18 protein-coding genes are annotated in these 17,876 nt (G+C 38.1%); 14 read left to right on the forward strand and 4 right to left on the reverse strand.

Annotation, left to right across the window (positions count from 1 at the left end; all coding sequences use genetic code 11):
• Nucleotides 1-5 precede the first annotated feature (5 nt).
• The 4 genes from BMW31_RS09365 to BMW31_RS13490 form a co-directional block, all read right to left on the reverse strand.
• Complete coding sequence (locus tag BMW31_RS09365) at nt 6-575, reverse strand: L-threonylcarbamoyladenylate synthase (protein WP_091824623.1); 570 nt, start codon at nt 573-575, stop codon at nt 6-8.
• 180 nt (nt 576-755) lie between these two features.
• A complete protein-coding gene (gene fmt / locus BMW31_RS09370) occupies nt 756-1,712 on the reverse strand; it encodes a methionyl-tRNA formyltransferase (RefSeq protein ID WP_091824626.1) in 957 nt (318 codons plus the stop codon).
• A 122-nt stretch (nt 1,713-1,834) separates the two neighbouring features.
• The gene (locus BMW31_RS09375) at nt 1,835-2,437 is read right to left on the reverse strand and encodes an outer membrane beta-barrel protein (protein ID WP_177166302.1); all 603 of its coding nucleotides are present in this window, start codon (nt 2,435-2,437) and stop codon (nt 1,835-1,837) included.
• 710 nt (nt 2,438-3,147) lie between these two features.
• Nucleotides 3,148-3,321, reverse strand: coding sequence for a hypothetical protein (locus tag BMW31_RS13490; RefSeq protein ID WP_177166303.1), 174 nt, complete (start codon nt 3,319-3,321; stop codon nt 3,148-3,150).
• Between the two features lie 307 nt (nt 3,322-3,628).
• Between BMW31_RS13490 and BMW31_RS09380 the strand changes: the two genes are divergently transcribed.
• From BMW31_RS09380 to BMW31_RS09445, 14 genes are all read left to right on the forward strand, one after another.
• Entirely contained in the window at nt 3,629-5,131 is a 1,503-nt protein-coding gene (locus tag BMW31_RS09380) for an MATE family efflux transporter (protein ID WP_091824632.1), read from the forward strand.
• A 5-nt stretch (nt 5,132-5,136) separates the two neighbouring features.
• Nucleotides 5,137-6,048 (forward strand): capsular polysaccharide synthesis protein, encoded by a 912-nt coding sequence (locus BMW31_RS09385; RefSeq protein WP_177166304.1) that lies wholly within the window; start codon nt 5,137-5,139, stop codon nt 6,046-6,048.
• Between the two features lie 56 nt (nt 6,049-6,104).
• Nucleotides 6,105-7,094 (forward strand): acyltransferase family protein, encoded by a 990-nt coding sequence (locus BMW31_RS13690; protein ID WP_410524443.1) that lies wholly within the window; start codon nt 6,105-6,107, stop codon nt 7,092-7,094.
• Nucleotides 7,095-7,982 carry a GT-D fold domain-containing glycosyltransferase gene (locus BMW31_RS09395; protein ID WP_091824642.1) on the forward strand — a complete coding sequence of 296 codons (888 nt, stop codon included), beginning with the start codon at nt 7,095-7,097 and terminating at the stop codon, nt 7,980-7,982.
• 2 nt (nt 7,983-7,984) lie between these two features.
• A complete protein-coding gene (locus tag BMW31_RS09400) occupies nt 7,985-8,602 on the forward strand; it encodes an acyltransferase (RefSeq protein WP_091824645.1) in 618 nt (205 codons plus the stop codon).
• The gene (locus BMW31_RS09405) at nt 8,571-9,341 is read left to right on the forward strand and encodes an acyltransferase (RefSeq protein ID WP_143049179.1); all 771 of its coding nucleotides are present in this window, start codon (nt 8,571-8,573) and stop codon (nt 9,339-9,341) included. Before BMW31_RS09400 ends, BMW31_RS09405 begins: the two co-directional genes overlap by 32 nt.
• Nucleotides 9,338-10,420, forward strand: coding sequence for a glycosyltransferase family 2 protein (locus tag BMW31_RS09410; protein WP_091824653.1), 1,083 nt, complete (start codon nt 9,338-9,340; stop codon nt 10,418-10,420). Before BMW31_RS09405 ends, BMW31_RS09410 begins: the two co-directional genes overlap by 4 nt.
• The gene (locus BMW31_RS09415) at nt 10,417-11,622 is read left to right on the forward strand and encodes a glycosyltransferase (protein WP_091824656.1); all 1,206 of its coding nucleotides are present in this window, start codon (nt 10,417-10,419) and stop codon (nt 11,620-11,622) included. The genes BMW31_RS09410 and BMW31_RS09415 overlap by 4 nt, the downstream gene beginning before the upstream one ends.
• The gene (locus BMW31_RS09420) at nt 11,622-12,626 is read left to right on the forward strand and encodes an acyltransferase (RefSeq protein WP_091824659.1); all 1,005 of its coding nucleotides are present in this window, start codon (nt 11,622-11,624) and stop codon (nt 12,624-12,626) included. Before BMW31_RS09415 ends, BMW31_RS09420 begins: the two co-directional genes overlap by 1 nt.
• Nucleotides 12,623-13,366, forward strand: coding sequence for a glycosyltransferase family 32 protein (locus tag BMW31_RS09425; RefSeq protein ID WP_091824663.1), 744 nt, complete (start codon nt 12,623-12,625; stop codon nt 13,364-13,366). Before BMW31_RS09420 ends, BMW31_RS09425 begins: the two co-directional genes overlap by 4 nt.
• 9 nt (nt 13,367-13,375) lie before the next feature.
• A complete protein-coding gene (locus BMW31_RS09430; protein ID WP_091824666.1) occupies nt 13,376-14,488 on the forward strand; it encodes an EpsG family protein in 1,113 nt (370 codons plus the stop codon).
• Nucleotides 14,489-14,503: 15 nt separating this feature from the next.
• Nucleotides 14,504-15,400 (forward strand): glycosyltransferase family 2 protein, encoded by an 897-nt coding sequence (locus BMW31_RS09435; protein ID WP_091824670.1) that lies wholly within the window; start codon nt 14,504-14,506, stop codon nt 15,398-15,400.
• A gap of 1 nt (nt 15,401) precedes the next feature.
• Entirely contained in the window at nt 15,402-16,496 is a 1,095-nt protein-coding gene (locus BMW31_RS09440; protein WP_091824675.1) for a glycosyltransferase, read from the forward strand.
• Between the two features lie 324 nt (nt 16,497-16,820).
• Nucleotides 16,821-17,873: a glycosyltransferase family 2 protein gene (locus BMW31_RS09445; protein WP_091824678.1), complete on the forward strand. Its 1,053-nt coding sequence runs from the start codon at nt 16,821-16,823 to the stop codon at nt 17,871-17,873.
• The last annotated feature ends 3 nt before the right edge of the window (nt 17,874-17,876 follow it).

The raw sequence follows: 17,876 nt of genomic DNA on the forward strand, positions 1-17,876 counted from the left end.
TTCTCTTACTTGCGTATAATCTTAATTTCGCCGTCTTTCGCCAGTTTGATAATGGTAGAAGGCGTGTGGGGCTTGTGTTCCTGGCGGCGTGAAAAGCACACGTAGTCTACCGCCTCGAGCAGTTCCGGGCTGATGTCGCTGTAGTTGGAGGCTGCAGGTTGGCCGCTGATATTGGCACTCGTGCTTACGAGGGCTTTCTGGAAGCGGTAGCACAGCTCCTTTGAGAAAGGCTCGTTGGTAATGCGCAAGGCCACGGAACCGTCTTCGGCAATCAGATTAGGCGCCAGGTTGACGGCACCGTCCAGTATGACCGTCATGGGTGTTACGGCCGCCTCTATCAGTTCCCACGCCACATTAGGCACGTTGCGCACGTATCGCTGCAGGCGTGCATCGGAGTCCACCAGGCAGATAAGAGCCTTGGAGTCTTCGCGCTGCTTGATTTTGTAAACCTTGGCCACGGCTTCCGCGTTCGTTGCATCGCATCCTATGCCCCATACAGTGTCGGTAGGGTAGAGTATTACGCCGCCTTCTCTGAGCACTCTGACGGCATTCTTTATATCTTCAGCTTGATTCATGTCTCGTTGTTTGACGCAAAAGTAACAATAAAATAAGTATTCCCCAAATATTCAATGTGTATTTTCTCGTTCCTGCTTGTTTTTTGCGTCATTCTCACCGGCCTGCTTTCGGGCGGGCAAAGGCCTGCTTTCAGTAAGTGCAGGCTTTGCTCCCGGGGGATTAGGAAGCGTTGCATCCTGTTATAGACGAATGCCGTTCAGGAAGTCTTTGGCATCCATGCGCTTCTTGCCGGCCACCTGCAGGGTTACGATTTCGAGCCATTCGTCGGCACAGGCCACCAGTAACTGGCGGCCTTCAGCCTGCAGCGTACCGGCCGGTGCTTGGGTTCGGAGACCGGTCTTGCGCGTTTTGAAAACCTTGAGCATGGTGCCGGCTTGCGATTTGGCTATCTGGCTGCTGGTTACATTGCACCAGGCGCCGGGGTAGGGGCTAAGTCCGCGAATGAAGTCATAGACCTTTTTGGCCGGCTGTTGCCAGTTTATTTCGCAGGTTTCCTTGAATATCTTGGGGGCTGGTTTCAGGTTGTGGGCATCTTGCTGGGCCATAGACGGCACGTTGCCGTCGGTCTCTATAACCCTGTCTACGGTCTCTTTGCAAATCTCGGCGCCCAGATACATGAGCCCGTTGTACACGTATTCGGCGTCGGCATCATCGGGAATGTCGAACGTCTTTTGTGCAATAATTCTGCCGGTATCTATGTTCTTATCCAAAAAGAACGTAGTTACGCCGGTCTGCTTTTCGCCATTAATGACGGCCCAGTTGATGGGCGCCGCGCCACGATACTGCGGCAGCAGGGCTGCATGCACGTTGAACGTGCCGAAACGGGGCATGGCCCACACCACTTCGGGCAGCATGCGGAAGGCTACAACCACCTGCAAATCGGCCTTGAAGGAGCGCAGTTCTTCGATAAACTCTGGGTCTTTCATCTTTTCGGGCTGCAGTACGGGTATGCTGTGTGCCTGTGCATACTTCTTCACTTCCGAGGGTTGGAGCGTGTCCTGATGTCTGCCCACGGGCTTGTCGGGCTGCGTTACCACGGCCACAACGTTGTATCCACCCTCTACAAGCTGCCGCAATGACTCTACGGCAAACTCGGGAGTGCCCATGAAGATAATTCTTAAATCTCTTTTTTCCATTCTTTTCCTGTTATGGTGTGACTGCCTGTCCAGCCGTGCAGCCGTTGTGTGTGCCTCTATATAATATAAGGTGTGAGGTGTTGCTGTCTTTTTCAGCACTCTCTCCTGCTTTCGGCAATGGTTCAGAATACTTGTATCTTGTAGCCTACCGTCAGCATGAAAGCTGAATGAGTGGCGTCTCCAAGGTTATGCTTGGCCATCTCGGTGTGGGCAATCTTGCGTGCAGAGAAGTTGTATTTCGCGTCGATGGCCACCTTGCCCACTTCGTATCCAATGCCCACCGGCACGCCAATGTCGCCGCCATGAACCTCATCACGTATGTCGCGGTAGTTAACCTTGAACCATGCAACATAGGCTCCGTGCAGCCCGGAGAAAAGACTTAGCCGCGGTATGCTCCTGATGGGGTAGAAGCGAAACATGAAGTCGAAGTTCAGCAGGTTTACGCGGGCATCGTTCTGCATCTGCGTTTCCGGGTTGATATAATTGTGGGAACCCTGGTGGGAGAATGAAAGCTCGGTATCGAAAGCAACCGCCGGCGTGATGAAAACCTCTAAATTGGCTCCACCGATGAAGCCTAATTTGTATTTGCCACCATCAACGCCCCTGAAGTTAGAATACGTGGCGCCTACTTTCGGGGTAATGTAAATATCCCAAGGTTCGTGTTGTGCCATCGCGTTTCCTAACGAGGCAATGGCAAGCAACAATAAAAGCAGAGTTTTTTTCATTGTCATTAAATTTGTTGCAAAGATACTCTAAAAAGAACATAATAACAAATAAAAAAGCTGAATTTTCTGCTTCGGCGCTCTCTGTTTTGTCTTGTGTCCGTTGTTTCTGTACGGGTTTTGTGTTTTGCATGCCATGAGTAAGGACGTTGACTTGCTACATGATTTCTCCATCTATCAGTTGCGGAGTTGGCAATCAATTACTGTTTGCCTCACGGCGTAGTCGAAATCGGCTGACGATGTACCCATGCGGCCCCGCAAGATTGTATTCCGCTTCAGACAAGGCTGGTTGTCTGATGGGCGTTTTGTCAATATATAATGCCTGAAAAACGTGCTTCATTTTCTTGTGAAATAGAAAGCAAGAGAACTATTTTTGGCCCCTTGTGTCTCTTTTTTTTGTATTCTAAACTCCTGGAGCTATGCTTTGATATTCCCGCAGCATAGCTTCGGAAGCCTTGAAGCATAGCTTACAGCGGCTGGTTCAGGTGCTTTTGTTTTCTTTTTAAGGGCCTTCTCGGCCCTTGAACGGCAACTCCAAGAGCCTCGTATAATGTAAGGAAAATATAACGAACTGGTTATCAGTTCTTTACATGACGCCTCAGGATTTGCGTATTTTCGGCCGATAATACACCTGATTGAAAATATCGTAGTCCTTAAAAGCAATTTGTCAAACTATCTTATAGCCGTTTTTACCCTTTCGTCTTGCTCGCTTTTTATCCCTCCAGGCCATCCGTTTCGTTACTCATTGCTCTGGATTTACCATCTAATTTTGCTTTTCCAGCTCGTGCCCATTTTCTCTTTGCACCCTCGGTTTGAATAAGCCGGATGTCCGACTGGACAAATTCTTTTGCCTTCATTCCGTCTTTTCCGCCTCTTTTTATTTCCAATTTAAATATTTTTTCGTAATTTTGCGCGCGTTAAAGACGTTTGTCGAAAAATAGTATGTGGATGTAATTGAAGCTGCAAGCTGTGCTTATAGGCGGACTTTCGGTTATTTTCCTTTTTAATTCTGCATTTACTGTTTGTGCAGAGAGGGAAAACATAACTGTAAAGGAAGGCTTGTATTTTATTCGACATGGTTCTGTCTAGTCCGTTTTTGTCTATATATGCAGTTTTGTAAAATAGGTATGAAATCCTATTTCTGTAATGTTAATCGTAGTTAATTTGTAATTGAAGTCGATTGGTAATAATAGATTGATAGCAAAGAACACTCTGCTACTTTATGTGCGGATGTTGCTGACGGTAGTGGTTTCACTGTACACTTCCCGCATAGTACTTAATGTGCTGGGTGCTTCTGATTACGGTGTGTACAATGTCGTTGGCGGTGTGATAGCCTTATTCACTTTTGTAAATACTGCCATGAGTGGTTCTACCTCCCGTTTTCTTACATTCGAAATTGGAAAGGGAAATAAAGCAGCATTGCGCGATACTTTTAACAGTACTTTAATCATTCATATCTCAATCGCCTTAGGTATCTTTGTACTTTCCGAAACAATTGGCTTGTGGTTCGTTCTGAACAAGTTGGTTATACCCGAAGGCCGCCAGGTAGCCGCATTTGTAGTGTATCAGGCTTCGGTGCTGTCAATGATGGTCGGAGTTACTCAGACCCCATATAATGCGTGTATTATTGCACATGAGAAGATGGACATCTATGCCTATGTTGAACTTCTCAATGTTTTTCTTAAATTAGCGATAGTTTACATGCTGCTGCTGAGTGATGTTGATAAATTGATATTGTATGCTATTCTGACTTTAGCTGTTTCTGTCATCATCGCATTGATATATCGCATTTACGGTATCAGACATTACGAAGAGTGCAGGTTCAAATTCGTATGGCGCCCTGAGATGTTGAAACCAATGTTGTCCTTTTCGGGTTGGAACCTGTTTGGCAATATTAGTGAAACAGTAAACCTACAAGGTTGCAGTATATTGCTCAATATGTTCTTTGGTCCGGTTATGAATGCTGCGAGCGGAATAGCCAACACGGTGCAGGGTGTCATTAAAGGTTTCGCTTTCAATGTAGTGACTGCGTTCAGGCCTCAAATCGTGAAAAGCTATGCGGGCAATGATATTGATTATATGCAGACACTTGTTATCAATGCCTACAAATATACCAATGCCCTGTTTCTCGTTCTCGGTATTCCCTTGTTTATAGAAGCAGACTATGTTCTTAAATTATGGCTTGTCAATGTTCCGGAATACACAGTCTGCTTCGTGAAACTGTCGCTGATAGCCAGTCTGATATCAAGTAATTACGGATTAGTGGGTACTATTGTAGGGGCAACGGGTAACATAATGTGGCTGAATGTAGTGTCGGGCGTGCTGAATATTATAATGGTGTTATTGGTTTATATAGGTTTCAAAAAAGGAATGAATCCTTCGTATGCATATTATCTGTTTATTCCGATTTACTTATCGATTTTCCTATGTAATCTAATCATACTCAAGAAATATATAAAGAAATTCAGTATAGCCAGAATATTTTTAAAGTCCTTTCTTCCGAATATTGTAGCTATCCTGGTATCTTGCATGTGTAGCTACCTTATTCTGGAGGAGTTTAATGAATCGTTTGCAAGATTATGCTTGATAAGTGTGAGCAACTTAATGATATTTTTACTGTTGTTTTATGCTGTTTTTTGTGATGCTGCCCAGAGGAAAAAGATACGGACAGCTGTATACGCTTTTATTTGTAGATGATGAACATGAAAGACATAATTTTAGACATCTCTGAATTCGGGGTGGGCTATGCTTTGAAAATAAGGATACTGCCTCGCATGTGTTCTTTATTTAAAAAGGTCTCTTACAATTACACTTATAATCTTATAATCTGTAAGTATTTAAAGAAATCTCTCTTTCCCATTATAGCTAAATATAAAAATCATGATGCAAGAGTGGTGCGGGAAAAATCCAGATACGTATGGTTGTGCTGGTGGCAAGGCAAAGACGAAATGCCAGAATTGGTGAAGAAATGTTATCAGTCGGTAATTGAGAAATTTGCAGGGTGTAACGTTGTTGTGGTTACTGCTCAGAACTATAAGGGTTATGTAGATATACCTGATAGTATAGATGAAAAATGGCATAAAAAGAAGATTTCTTATGCTCATATGTCTGATATATTACGATGTTCTCTTTTAGCAAAATATGGAGGCTTGTGGATAGATGCAACCTACTGGGTTGTTAAATCTCCAAATGTAACCTTCTCCCCGTTTTTTTCTACTAAACAACATTATGACAAAGATTCGCTTGTCTCAGGATGCAGATGGACGGGATCCCTTATGGGATGTGATGAAGGATACTATGTATTCGAGTGCTTACGAGAATGTTTGTTTGCTTATTGGGAACAGCATGAACGCATCATCCATTATTTCTTGATGGATTATATTATGAATATTTTCTACCATGAGTTCGCTGATTTTAGACAAGCAATAGATCAATTACCATATTCTAATGAGGAGTTGCATGTGATGAAGCACATATTCAATACACCATTTGATGAGAACAGATGGAAACTGCTGATAGCAACAAACGATTTCTTTAAGTTGTCCTGGAAAGAAAAGTATTATACGCATACAAAGCAAGGACACTTAACTTATTATGGTTATTTCATGAGTTAATATAGCTTGTCATGAAATTAATAGAATGCGAAACTATTGCCCACAGAAATTCAAATATGGAACTATTGCGCATCATAGCAATGTTTCTGGTAATGGTATCCCATGCCAATTTTTGGATTTTGTCATTTCCTACAACTTCGGATTTTGCCGTTTCACCGTTGGCAACATTGATGAGAGTTCTTTTGGAAACCCTCTCTATTGTGAGTGTAAATGTTTTTGTGCTCATATCAGGATGGTATGGCATGAAGTTGAGAAGAACAAAGCTCCTCTCTTTTATATTCCAGATATTATTCTTTAATGTATTAATATCAGTGCTATCCTCACTGTACGCAGGTAAGGAGATTTATGTCATTGATATAGTCAAGGCTTCACTCCTGCTGGATGGAAGTTTATGGTTTGTAAAAGCTTATCTGATGTTACTGATATTGTCTCCTCTCCTGAACATCTATATCCAGAATGTTGAGAGAAAACAATATAAATGTCTGTTGATCTCTTTCTTTCTGTTTCAGTCTGTTTATGGATGGCTGTTTCCGTATAGTACAGTATGGATATGCAATGGTTATTCTGTCATTTCTTTTGTTGCACTTTATCTGTTAGCTCGTTATATTTACATCTATAGACCCTCATTTTCTTGCAATAAGAGATATATGGATTTCATGGGATATATAGGTCTCTCTGTTTTTATCTTAGTGCTATATGTGTTATTAAGTAATTATAACCTGGAGCTCTGTCGCAGATTGTTTATGTATTCTTCGCCTTTGGTTATCCTTTCGTCCTTATATTTGCTATTTGCCTTTTCTAAGATGCAATTTAAGAGTTTATATATCAACTATGTAGCAGCTTCTGTCTTCTCTGTATATCTGTTTCATCAGAATACCGTGTTTGAATATATATTTAGAGGAGACGTATTACGTATTTACAATAATCATAGCGGTTTATACGTTATTTTGTATACAGGCTCTTATTTAGTATTAATTTATGCAACTTCGTTTGCAATAGATCAGATAAGAAGGTTCTGTTGGAGACATATAGTAAACAAACAATAAATGATCTTTATTAAGAAATTTTTGCTGGTATACTATTACAAGCTAAAAGTATATAAGAATGATATGTGCAGGAAGTTCTTGCGTAACATCCGCATTAGGAATTCGTGGGATACTGTTGAATATATCGTAGAAGCAAAATGTTCTATTAGTAGATTTGGTGATGGAGAATTTTATGCAGTTGGCGGCGACGGAAACCCTTTCCAAAAATCGGATGCTAACCTAACGCGAGTATTAAGAGAAATACTCACGAGCCCCATCCCTAACCATATTATTGGATTACCTTATAGTTACGTGGATACGAAACCATACGTATTTAACTCAAAACTATTTACTTATGGCTGGCTTGCGGCAAATTTGGAAAAGTGCGTAATTCCCTATGTGAGTTTAGATACAACATATTATGATTCTCTCTTTACTCGATTTTATATGTCGAAAAAGAATAAAGATTGTGATGCGTACATAAAACATTTAAAAAAAATATGGGAAAAGAGAGAAGTCTGTATAGTTGAAGGTGTTTATACAAGGTTGGGAGTTGGAAATGATTTGTTCGACAATGCTGCGTCAATCATAAGGGTATTGTGTCCAAGTAAGAATGCATTTGATATGTATGATGAAATAGTGTCAGCAGTTTCCAAATATGGACATGGAAAACTTGTTTTGATAGCATTGGGTATGACTGCAACTGTTCTTGCTTATGATTTGGCCAAGAGAGGAGAGCAGGCAATAGATATTGGCCATATAGATATTGAATACGAATGGTACAAGATAGGGGCTAAAACAAAAGTATTGTTGAAAAATAAGAATACAGATGAGGTCCCGGGTGATACTTCACACGATTCTTTTCATGATGATATGTATGAGAGCCAGGTAGTATTTAAAGTTTTGTGAATATGTTTAAGAGGTTTATAAAAAAAATATATAGATGTGCAAAACCTATTGTTGTAAATGGTACTGATAACAAAGTGTCTGTCGGGTGTAAGTATAGCGGTTTTAGACTAACTATCTTGGGAAATCATAATAAGGTGTCGGTAGATAAAAACTGTATACTGAATGATACTATTATTAATATACTGGGAGATGATGCAATAATAGAGATTGATAAAAATGCAAGATTATTGGGGCCATGCAAGATAACTATAGTGAATGGAGGAAAGTTATATATAGGGCAAAATGCTGGAGTAAGAGGTGTTGAGTTTGAATTGGGAGACGGAGCTGATATTTCTGTTGGGGAGTATTGTATGTTTAGCTATAATATAAACCTGCGTAACTTCGATTCACATAAGATTTATCAACAAGGCAGTGATATTGTAACCAATCCCGCCCAAAATATTACTATAGGTAAACATGTTTGGATATGTAAGAACGTCTCATTTTTGAAAGGGTCTTCTGTGGATGATAACTCTGTTGTAGGCTATGGTAGTTTGGTAACAAAGAAGTTCCCTTCCAATTGTGTAATAGCTGGTGTTCCTGCGCAAATTGTTAAAAGAGAAATTAATTGGGGATATTAATATGTTGGCGTTTCTGTTTAAAATCAAAAATGTTCTGTTCGGTACCCAATGGAAGTATTGTTTAACAAACTCAGCAGTTCGTCTTCTTGGTAGTTCTAAATTAAGCGTTGGTAAAAAATGCAGGATACTTCATTCTAAGATTACTTTGAGTAATGGCGCAACACTTATTTTGCATGATAATGTTTTATTAGATCATGTTAATATTTTTGTTGATAGTGGCTTTGTAGAAATTAATGAATTTTCTATTCTATCTCGTGGAAACAATTACATGAATCCTTCTTTCATTGTCAATACGGGCACACTAAAATTGGGGCATCATTCAAGATTGTCACCATATAGAGTTTGGATACGATATGGGGGCAAACTCACCATTGGCGATTACACATGTGTAAATGAGAATTCGGAAATTCGTGTAGACGATCAGGTGTCCATAGGTTCTTACGTTGGGATTTCTTATTATACCTGTGTCTGGGATACTAACACACACATGATATATACCCCAGAAGTGAGAGAAGGCTTGCTAAGAAAATATTTTCCTTATTTTTGGAAAGAAAAAGAAAAACCATCAACAGCACCAGTCGTTATCTGTGATAACTGTTGGATAGGAGAGCACAGCTCTATTTTAAAGGGTACGACATTGGGTAGAAATGTGATAGTTGGTTTTAATACTATGGTTATTAATAAAGAAATCCCTGATAACTCGAAAGTTGTTCAGGATATTAATCTCCGCGTTTTATGAATAATGCCTGCGAAAGAGATGTTAGAAATTCCGAAAGAAATGTGTTAGTTTCTGTCATCATTCCTATATATAATGCCTCTTCACATATAAATAAAGGTATACAATACATATTAAATCAGACTTATCAAAATATCGAGATACTTTTAGTTGATGATGGTTCGACTGATAATAGTGGAGAAATTTGTGATGCTCTAACCAATTTTGACAACCGGATTCGTGTATTCCATCAAACTAATATGGGGTCTGGAGCAGCTCGAAATTTAGGGTTGGCTAAAGCGCAGGGAAAATATGTCTATTTCTTCGATATTGATGATTCAGCTTCTCCTGAACTAGTTTCCTACTGCGTAGAAGAAATGGAGAAAAGAGAAGTTGATTTTCTTCTTTTTGGATTCAAGGCTATAGATGTGACAAATAATAATCGAGAAGAAAATATAGCATATAAAGAACAGGAAATTTTCAGTAATCAGCAGCTAAAAGGAATATATTTGGATACTTTTGTATTTCCTAAACATGGAAATGGATTCCCTTGGAATAAATTTTACCGTTTGTCCTTTTTAAATCAGCATAAATTGAGATTTGAAAATCTCAGGATTCAGCAAGATGAAGTTTTTAATTTAAATATTTACCCCCATTTGGACAAATCCTTTATTTCTTCTCGTGTTCTTTATACTTATTATATACATAGTAACGGTAATTCAAGAAGCCAATTTATCCCTGATAGATTTAATATTTATATTTCTGTGCGAGAGCATTTCGAAGCATTAAAGGATTTTTGGCATATTTCAAACCCTATATTTGATGATTATTTGATTAGGCGTTTTTACAATGGATTAGATGCAAGCATACGCTTTAATCTGTTTCATCAAGATTGCAAGTATGATATTCAAAAGAAAAAGCGACTTATGAAAGAAATCCTTGTTCATCCATTATCAAAGGAGGCTATTAGCTATATGGAAAATGTTAAATTGAATATGGAGAATAAATGCTATCTTCGAGAATATGTGCGGTGCAGCTTTGTTGGTATTAGATTTTGGAATTATTTGTTTAAACTGTTAAGACGAATCAAAAGAGTGTTATGAAAAAACGCATTTTTATTGCTATGCATTATATGGAGATTGGCGGTGCAGAGATTAGTTTAATAGGATTATTGCAGTCTTTAGATTATAGTAGATATGATGTTGATTTGTTTTTGTACAGTCACCGTGGTGAATTGATGAGCTTTATCCCAAAAGAGGTTAATATCCTTGAAGAAGTATCTGAGTACACTCAAATTGAACGTCCTCTCAAGAATGTGTTCTTGGATGGGCATTTACGTATTTTTTTTGCTAGACTAAAAGCTAAATATCATTTTTGGCGTTATGCAAGAAAGAAACACCCTAAAGATGGTTCGGCTATCTTGCAATTTGTTGCCAATTCAATAGTACACGTATTGCCAAACCTTTACCAATTGGGAGAATATGATATGGCAATCAGTTTTCTAACACCTCATAACATAGTGTTTGATAAGGTTAAAGCCAAACATAAAGTATGTTGGATACATACTGATTATTCCCAAATAGATGTAAATGTAAACATGGAATTACCTGTATGGCAATGTTATGAACATATAATATCAATATCGGAATCTGTTACTAAGTCATTTGTAGATAAGTTTCCAATATTAGCTGATAAAATTGTTCTGATAAAAAACATTCTTTCTGCTGAGTTTGTAAGACGAAGGTCTATATTAATTTCTGAAGATGAAATTCGTGTGGAAATACCTCGAATGAAAGAGGGATTTAATCTTCTTTCTGTTGGTAGGTTTTGTGAGGCGAAAAACTATGATAACATTCCTGAGATATGCCAAATACTAAATAATTCGGGATACAGAATAAAGTGGTATATTTTGGGATATGGCAATGATAAAATTATTCGCAAAAAAATAAAAGAGTTTAAAATGGAGAATTCTGTCATTATTTTAGGTAAACGCGCTAATCCGTATCCTTATATCCGAGTTTGCGACATTTATGTGCAGCCTTCAAGGTACGAAGGAAATTCTGTAACGGTGCGGGAAGCTCAGATTTTAGGAAAATTAGTTGTTGTAACCAATTATCCAACCGCGAGAAATCAGATCTTAAACGGAGTTGATGGGATTATCGTACCAATGAGTAACCAGGAATGTGCCAAAGGAATTGCGAATTTCATAAATGATGTTCCATTACAAAATAGAATACGAGAATATCTTGTTAAACATGATTTTGGAAATCAAGAAGAAATCAATAAATTATATTCATTGGGATAATGAAAGAGAGATTATATTCGTTAGATATTATTAGAGGAGTTGCATGTATGATGGTTGTTTTAATGCATGCACCTTTACCAAGCAAAGATGCGACTAGTTTTGTTGTAGCGAGTACTACTTTCTTTTCTGAACCATGTATAGGATTATTCTTTATGCTTAGTGGTTATTTGGTCTTACCTGTTAGAAAAGATGTTTTTATTTTCCTGAGTGAAAGACTACATAGAATTCTATTTCCTACGTTGATTTGGACATTTATATATTTGATAGGTTTTGGTATTATCTTCCATGATGATATAGTAAAAGTTATACTTTCTATACCCTTTCAAAGACAAGGTAGTGGAATCTTGTGGTTTATGTATGTTTTAATGGGCTTATATATTTTGGCGCCTATTATTTCGCCATGGCTGGAAAAGGCAAGAAAGAGAGAAATTCTTTTTGTCCTATCGTTATGGTGTATAACCTTGTGTTTTCCTTTGCTTAGTCCTTTCTTATATTTACCAGAAGGAACCTGGGGCATGTTATATTATTATAGTGGCTATGCAGGCTATTTCCTATTGGGTTATTATATTAAGAAATATGAGCCTAAATTACATGTGTTTACAATTATTTTAATTTATATAGTGCCAGCATTAATTATCTTATTAGCACGAATATATAATGTTAGTTTTATAACACAGTCATATGGATATTTATCATTATTTACATTGATGATGGCCTTAGCTTGGTTTCTTTTGTTACAAAAAATACCCAATAAGGCTATTGTAAATTGTCGAACCAGGAGTATCATAGTAAATTTTTCTAATTATAGTTTTGGTATTTACCTTGCCCACCAACTTGTTAAAAGCCAATTGGTATGGCGTCTATCATTCATCCAAGAACATGGCTGTGTTTTCCAGATTTTAAGCACTTTCCTCCTAACTATAATAATAACATATTTAATAGTGTTGCTGTTGACTAAGATGCCATTTTCAAAATACATAATAGGTTATTCTAATAAACGATGATTCCAAAAATAATTCATTATTGTTGGTTTGGGGACAAGCCATTGCCCCTATCTGCTTTAGAATGTATAGATAGCTGGAAAAGGTATTTTCCAAATTATACAATAAAGGAGTGGAATGAAGAAAACTTCGATGTCTCTATAATCCCATATACACGAGATGCGTATCAAGATAAGAAATATGCGTTCGTTAGTGACTTTGCGCGTTTTTGGATTCTTTATCATAATGGAGGAATTTATTTCGATACTGATGTAGAAGTGATTAAGCCTTTTACAGAAGTGTTGAAAAAAGGACCTTTCATGGGACTTGAGTCCGATGCAACATTACATAAGTCAGTAGCTGTGGCGCCTGGCTTAGGAATTGCAGCAGAAGCTAAAATGGAGGTCTATAGAGAAATCTTAGATAGGTTCCAAGAGTTGAGTTATTTCTCAGAAAGTGGAAACAGGAACGGGTATACTATGATACCAATGATTACAGAGTTGTTCCTGAAGTCTGGTTTGAAAGGGAATTCAACAATAGAACATATACGTGGTATTAACATCTATCCTAAAGAATATTTCAATCCAATGGATTCATCTACAGGGATTATACAAATCACGGATAAAACATTGTCCATTCATAAATATGATAGTTCGTGGATAGATCATCATACATTAAGATTTCAGCTTCATCTCCTAAAAAATAAAATCAATAATCTTCTTGGTTACAAGATAGTATCTTCTCTACACCGTTTATTTCGTTAAAGTAATTATATGATTAGTTTTCCACCTTCAATATATCACCCGGTCTATCTGTTTGTTGTTGGTCTCTTTTCTATTGTCTATTTCTTGCAATCCAACAAGAATATTGGCAGAAGTAAAATGATTACTTTTGGACAGTCATATGATGTTGGAATGTTTCTTCTTGTTGTGTTTTTGGTTTTGTTTCTTGGCTTACGACCTGTGAGCGGCGTGTATTTTGGAGATACTGCTACATATTCTGGAATATTTGAGACTATGCAAGAAAATGATGTCATTCTCAGTACAAGTGATCATCTTTTCGACCTCTTTACATACTATTGTACCAAGATAATGAATGTTAATATATACTTTCTTGTCATGGAGAGCATATATATAGGATTGATATATATAGCATGCCGAAAGTTAACGGGTCGAAATTCTGCGGTTTTAGTATTACTATGCCTAACGTCTCTCTCCTTTTATGCTTATGGAGTTAATGGTCTTCGTAACGGTTTGGCGTGTAGTATTATCATTCTTGCACTGACATTTATAGAAGGCAAACTCGTCGAAAAGGTTTTCTGTGCTCTGTTGTGTGTGATGGCTGCCAACTTTCATCATTCAACTTTATTACCTATAATCTGCATGGTCTTTGCGTATATGTTCAGAAATCCCAAACTTATGTATATTATCTGGTTGTCTTCATTTATATTAAGCCTGGCAATTGGAAATTCCGCTGCAGAGGTTCTGACCGGTTTAGGTTTTGACGACAGGCTTACAACCTATATTAATGAAAATGACAAGGAAACTTTAAGTTATTTTTCCAAAGTTGGGTTCAGATGGGACTTTTTGCTATATAGTATTGTGCCTATTGCCATAGGCTGGTATGCCATTTTTAAGCGAGGCTTTTATGATAAAACCTTTTTGTTATTGTTGGGTACCTATATGTATGCAAATGCTTTTTGGATAATTGTTATCAGAGCCCCGTATTCAAATAGATTTGCTTATCTTTCATGGTTTTTATATCCAATTGTATTAGGCTATCCTCTGGTAAAGTGGCCTATTTGGAGAACTAACAATGTGAAGAAAACTGGTTATGTTATATTGCTGAACTTCCTGTTTACTTTTTTTATGTGGATTATTTCATAATCATCAATAAATCAAATGAAAACATTAACAGTATTCACTCCAGCATATAACAGGGCAAATACGATAGAGAAGACATATCAAAGTCTTTGCCGACAAACTTGCAAAGATTTTGAATGGCTGGTCGTAAATGATGGCTCTACAGATAACACGAAAGACCTAATAGCAGGATGGACTAAAGAAGGGAAGATAAATATCAGATACATTTATCAAGAAAACCAGGGGATGCACGGAGCCCATAATACCGCATACAAAAACATACATACGGAATTGAACATTTGTATAGACTCTGATGATTACATGCCTGACGATGCAGTAGAACAGATAATAACTTTTTGGAAACAGAATGGAAGCCGACAATATGCAGGTATCATAGGGCTTGACATTACCAAGGATGGCCATATCATTGGTAAAGACTTTCCCGAAGGGCTTAAATGTACCACGGTAAGAAACTATTATGAAAAGCTGGGAGGTAGGGGTGACAAGAAAATGGTATATCGTACAGATGTCATAAACAGTTATCCTGAATACCCTATGTTTGAGGGCGAACATTATATAGGCCTTTCTTATAAATATCATCTGATAGACGAAGACTATCAACTGCTTGTTATAAATACCCCTCTCGTTGTAGTTGAATACCAAGATGACGGGTCTAGCAGAGGAATGTGGAAACAATATTGGAATAATCCAAAAGGTTTTTCCTTTTTACGCAAATTCGATATGGTACAGACGACTTCATGGAAGCGCAAGCTGAAAGATAACATTCATTATGTCTCCCATTCCTTAAGAAGTCGTAATAAACAGTTTATTAGGGAATCTCCTATGAAATTTTTAACCATACTATCTATCATCCCTGGAATAAGTCTATATCTGGTTAATAAAAATAAAGTCAAGAAAGGAAAACTGTACAGATAATATGAAGATACTGGAAGTGATAACCTCTATGCGAACTGGAGGTGCTGAAAAGATGATTTTAGATTTTATTCCAAAATTGGTCGAACTTGGCAATCAAGTTGATGTTGCTGTGTTTGACGGAACGGATTGTCCTTTTCTGAGAATTCTGAAATCTCAATCTGATTGTAATCTATACATGTTGGGCTATTCGATGAGGAATCCGCTTCATATCTTGAAGTTAATAAGAATAATGAAGCATTATGATATCGTACAGACACATTTGACATATCCGCAATTTTATGTGGCCATTGCCAATTTGTTTGTACACACGCATATCATAACGACAGAGCACAGCACTAATAACAGAAGAAGGGGAAGTCGTATCTTTTCCCGGATAGATAAATGGATGTATAACCGGTATGAAAAGATAATAACCATATCTGAAAAAGCAGAAGAAAAACTTCGTGAATATTTACATGATAACTCGTCTGACGACATTATTACCATTGATAATGGCATTGATGTGGCATCTTTCTATGAAGCCAAGGAGTCCAGAGAGTTGCGCAAGGGATCTGACAGGTTTGTTATGGTCATGGTAGCAAGCATGCACTGGCAGAAAGACCAGGACACCATTATCCGGGCAATGCAATATCTGCCGCAAGACAGGTTTGAGTTCTGGATTGTAGGAGTAGGCAACAGGAAACCAATTCTGGAAAAACTGGCTAAAGATTTACATGTAGACAGCCAAGTGATGTTTTTGGGAGAACGTACGGATATTGCAACAATCCTGCATACTGCCGATGTTGCTATCATGTCCTCTCATTTTGAAGGACTGTCTCTTTCGAGTGTCGAAGGAATGTCAGTGGGTCATCCTTTTATTGCGAGTGATGTTGATGGCTTACATGATACGGTGGTAGACGCAGGAATCTTGTTTCCACATGAAGATGCAAAGGCTTTGGCTAAGATAGTCATGCGCTTGGATTCTGATAAAGAATTCTATCATGAAGTGGCAGGCAAATGTTTGGAGAGAGCAAAACAGTATGACCTGCAGAAAACTGTAACGGCATATTTCAATGTGTATAATAAGGTGTATGCAACGAGTGCAGCTAAGTCGTAAGTGCTTCAGTAAAATTGGCGAGCAGTTTTTTGCTGTAAGTATCTGCAGCATTCCAAATTTAAAAGCTAAGCTTCAAGCCTCTTGAGCGATAGCTTTAAGAGCCTCGGACGATAGCTTCAAGAGTGCCAAAGCATAACTCTGTTACGCTGTTTGTAAACAGAGGCAAAAGTTTGCAGATATTCAGACTGTTGCCAAAAGAATGACATGAGGACTTGAAAGTATGTGGTCAGACAACAAAAAACTCTCTGCAAAATTCCCCGGATAGCTGTAATCCGCAGGACTTACGGTATCATATGATGTTATAAGAGGTTTACTTCCTGAACAATGATTAGTGTTATCATCCCTGTATACAATATATGTAAAAAGAAGTGCCAATTTCTTTCCGCAGTTCGTTCTATACAACTGCAGAGCACACAAGATTGGGAACTTTTGTTGGTCAATGACGGTTCTACGGATAAGACAGCACAAATACTCCAATCTCTTCAAGAGAAAGATAGCAGAATAAGGATAATCAGCAAGTCAAACGGAGGAGTAGAGTCGGCTCGCCGTGAAGGTTTGCACCAAGCGCAAGGAGAGTATATCCTGCACATGGATCAGGATGATGTCTATAGAGTTGATGCTTTGCAGATAATGACTGAAAAGATGAGTCAATCGCAGGCAGACGTCCTTATAGGAAATTATGCCCGGTTTATTTTTGATTATAGACTTACTTTCGGTGAATATCATTCTGAATCAATGAGTACTGAAAAATTGATTATCCGCGAAGAGTTTATGAATCGCTACTATAAATCCTTTTTCGGAATCAATGATTTGCCTGTGAATATATGGAATAAGTTATATCGTCGATCGTTTATTGAAAGTGTTCCTGAACCTCCGTTAACTGGTCAGATAATAGAAGATTTATCTTATAATATGCACGTTCTGCCTTACGCACAAAAGATTTACATATTGCCAGAGGTTCTCTATTATTATAGGTGGGGAGGTTTTACAAGCAGATATGATACTACTTTGGTGGATACAGCTTTGGTGGGTTATCAATTTAAAATGAACGAAATTAAGAAATATAACCTGCCTGAGCTGATTCGTTCGGTCTCTATAGAGTTCCTTAATTACATAAACAGCTACTTCTTCTCCATCGTATTGTATGAGAATGTGCCGACTGAAACCTTCTGTAGCAGGGCTGAAGCAATAGCTTTGCTTCCAGAGATGAAAGAAGTAGAACTTTATATGAGGGAAAACGAAATCCAGGCTTTAAGATTTGCGCATATCAATTATATGCTATCGCATGATTGGGCAACCCTTTATTCCTACGAAAAGCAACAGATAAAGAACAACCGGTTGAGATATCTGTTGAAGAAAATATTACTGAGAATCTAAGAT

The organism is Prevotella sp. kh1p2 (assembly GCF_900111525.1).
Classification (GTDB): Bacteria; Bacteroidota; Bacteroidia; order Bacteroidales; family Bacteroidaceae; genus Prevotella.